This window comes from Synechococcus sp. R8-2, assembly GCF_047461715.1.
GTDB lineage: Bacteria > Cyanobacteriota > Cyanobacteriia > Thermostichales > Thermostichaceae > Thermostichus.
Window position 1 is genome coordinate 1 of record NZ_JANSHQ010000196.1, and the last position, 3,466, is coordinate 3,466.

A 3,466-nucleotide genomic window follows, 5' to 3' on the forward strand; every position below is an offset into this window, starting at 1 on the left:
GAGGGGCTGGGGGTGAGGGCGCTTTATTTGGGATCCCCCCTTGGGCAGATTAAAACCAGCACCCCCTCGGCTGGGATCCCCTGCCATGACTTCCCCTGTCCGCGTTCTCATTGCCGACGATCATCCCCTCTTCCGGCTGGGGCTGAAGTTTGCCCTGCAAGCCCAAGGATTTGAGGTGGTGGCCGAAGCCGAGACGGGATCCCAGGCCGTCAACTGTTGTCGCAGTTGTGCCGTCGATGTGGCCATTTTGGATGTGCGCATGCCGGATGGGGATGGGATCGCCGCCTGCCAGCAAATCACCGAGCTGGGCCTGCCGGTGGTGGTGGTGATGATGACCACCTTTCAGGAGCCGGGTCTGATTGAGGCAGCCCGCCGCGCCGGGGCCAAAGGCTACCTTTCCAAAGAGACCGACCCGGCGGAATTGGCCCGCGTCATCCGTCAGATTTTGTCCAACCCCGAACGAGACTGGCTGCCTGCCCGACAGGAGCTGCCCAAGCTCACCCCCCGCGAGCTGTGTGTGCTGCAACTGATGAGCGAGGGCTTGGCCAACAAACAGATTGCCCGCCGTCTGGGCCTGAGCATCGAAACCGTCAAAGAATACGCCAGCACCGCCTACCGCAAGCTGGATGCCAACGACCGCGTCACCGCCCTGCTCAAAGCACAGCAACTGGGGATCCTGTAAGGATGGAGTCCAACCCCCCCTTCCCAGAGGGAGAAGGGCTGGGGGTGAGGGCAGCCTGGCCGGCTCCCCCCAGAGGTGGGGATTTGCGGCGGCCATGATCACCGCCATACTGTTGCTAGCTTGGCATCTTGACAAGGGATTCCTGGGGTGCCGCCTTCCCCTTCACGTTGTCCGAGATACGGTATGTCTGCTCCTTCCACGCTGCTGCTCAAGCTCACCCTGCGCTTGCTCGCCTCTTTGAAAGCACAGGTGGATCGGCGCAAGATCCGCGAGCGGGGCTTCGTCCTGCCGGTGGCTGTTTTGATCGTGCTGGTCTTGAGCTTGGTTACAGTAGGCCTGCTGACCCGCTCTACCCAGCGCACCATCCAAACCCAGGTGGAACGGGCGGAGCTGACCATCAGCCGGCAACTGAATGCTGCCATCGACCGGGCCAGGGCCAAGATCGACAACCTCATTCGGGATCGCCGCCTGCCCAACAGTGCCCCCACCGATGCCCAATTTACCTCTGCCCTGACCAACGATGGCACGGCGGTGCCTGCAGAGCCCTCGGATCCCTACACCCTTCCCGATGAGCGGCGCTTTTTGCTGAACTACAGCGCCCTTGTTCCGGATCCCCAGGATCCCAGCCGACGAATCCAGGTGCGGCGGCAAGCCCCAGCCTGGTGGTTCTTGGTGGATACCGATAACAATGGCCTCAACGACTCTGTAACAGTTTATACTATCCTCTACGCCCGTCGCGCTCCGGTAGAGGGCCAATCTGGATTGCAGGGTTTTGAGGAAAACATCAGCGATACCGAGCGGGCGCGGCGACTGGTGATGCGCGGCGGGCCTCTTCAAGGATCCGCCCTGGCAGGGTGTAACGATTCCCCTGTCAACCAAACCGCCAACCCCAACGTGGGAGATTGGTTCCAGGTGGGCTCTGCGCTGTACAAGCCCTTTCAGGTGTACGCTGTAACTTTGCCCATTGAGGGGGCCGACTCCACCACCCGCGCCGTTTCGGCTTTGCAATTTCAGCAAGATCGGCGGCGGGATCTGCTGAACAAGTGGGGGGTTTTCAACCGCGGCGACGTGGAGTTTTTCTTTACTCCTGGCTACAACTGGAACGGTGCTATCTACGCAGGCGGTAGCCTTTTCTTCCGGTACACTGCCAACAACTTGTTCCGGGCTTTCACCATCAGCTCGGAGCAGTCTTGCTTCTACATGCCGCCGGAAAACTCCGAGATTACCGCCTTCGGAGAGTTGGTGGCAGGGGCCATTGGCTACGCCGGACAGGAGGCGAGCGATACATTGATCTTTGATGCCCACCCTGGGGTGGCGGATGTGCCGCCAAGTACGCCGCTTCCCCGCCTGAATAACCTCAATTTCGATTCAGTTCAGAACTCGGCAGCCCCCGAAATGGTAGCTCTGGATCCGCTGGAGCTACAGCTTTTTGGTCGCATTCGTACCCGCGGAACCTACGCCCAGGATCCAGCGGGATGGTCAGTCTCTCCAATTAATGTCAGGCGGAATTCAGAGAGTGGCCCACCAGGACGAGTTCAAGCAGGCGGCTTTCGGTCCGCTGCCGACCAGACCTGCCCGCCCTACGTGGACGATGTGTATCGGGCCGACAACCGCTTTGGCCCCAAGGCCAGCTATGACCGTCCACCGGTCAGCCCTGATCCGGCAAGGGGCTGCGATGTGGACACCTTTGCTCAGAGGTTTGGTGTCAGTGCTGGTGCTCCGATCCCTGGGGATGCTCAGAACAACCAGAGGGAATCTCTAACGCAAGACAACCCACCCCCAGGCGCCCTTTCCGAGGTGGGCTTGGATGGCTACTGGGAGCGGCGGGCCCGCGTGGAAGGGCTGCGGGTGATCGTGGGCCAGCGGCTGGAACTAACCCGCACCGATTCTTTGCCTTTGCCTTTGGTGCGGCCCGGGGATCCCGACGATCCCACCAAGTTGCAGCCCATTTTCATCAGCAACGAGGCGCGGCAACGGCTAACCCTGCGAGATAACCCAGCGGCGGTGCAGGCCACTGCCGTTTACCACTACAGCCACCGAGATGGGCGCTTCCCCATTGCTTGCCTGGCCACGGTAGCCCACCCCGGCTCTCCCTGGAGTTTGCAGCGGGCTTCCACCTTCCCTACCGGCGACCAGCGCACTCAACTGGGCATCAACTTCTTTACCGGCGAGGGCACCAACGTTTGGGAATATGATCCCTCGCCAATGAGAGAGCAGCTACGGCCTGGCACCCCACTGTGGACGGCGCTAACCAACCTGGCCAATTTTGCCGGCGATCCCGACGGGGCCTATCCACCCAGACAGCAGCCAGGCCGCATTCATCCGGATCCGTTCATCACCGCCTTTGGCAACTTCTCCGAGCTGCGGCGGGTCATCGATACCGTTAGGGTCATCGATACCGTTAACAGAGACACTGCTGTTGACCAACTGAGCCTAGCTGACCAAACCACCCTGCAAACGGCAGGCTGCATGTTGGGCATGCTGGCCGACAACATCCTGCGCATTCGGGATGCCGCCGATGCCGGGGATCCAGGAGCTCAGATCCTTTGGAACGACATCCAAGCCAGCCGAGCTGGGAACCGAGAAGCAGCCAACCGGTTTTATCTGCCGCTGCGCTACATTTTCCCTCTGCAGCCCTTCCACCACAGCGTGCCCCCCAACCCCAACGATCCCCTTGAAGATGAGCGGAGGCGGGCCTACCCCTTCCTACAGGGGCCAGTAACCTATCAAGCCGTGGTGGATCTGGGATCCATGAGGCTGAGGCCCCGGGCCACCATTGACCAG

1 protein-coding gene and 1 pseudogene are annotated in these 3,466 nt (G+C 61.1%); both read left to right on the top strand.

Translation table 11 applies throughout. The features are described 5' to 3' along the window. The first annotated feature begins 85 nt into the window (after positions 1-85). On the top strand, positions 86-682 hold the full coding sequence (locus NW819_RS05325) for a response regulator (protein WP_414413114.1): 597 nt from the start codon (positions 86-88) through the stop codon (positions 680-682). A 183-nt stretch (positions 683-865) separates the two neighbouring features. Continuing rightward, positions 866-3,466 (top strand): annotated as a pseudogene (locus tag NW819_RS05330) (type II secretion system protein); the annotation flags it as partial.

Coding starts and splice junctions, on each gene's coding strand:
- NW819_RS05325 (WP_414413114.1), top strand. CDS start 86: ATGACTTCCCCTGTCCGCGTTCTCATTGCCGACGATCATCCCCTCTTC.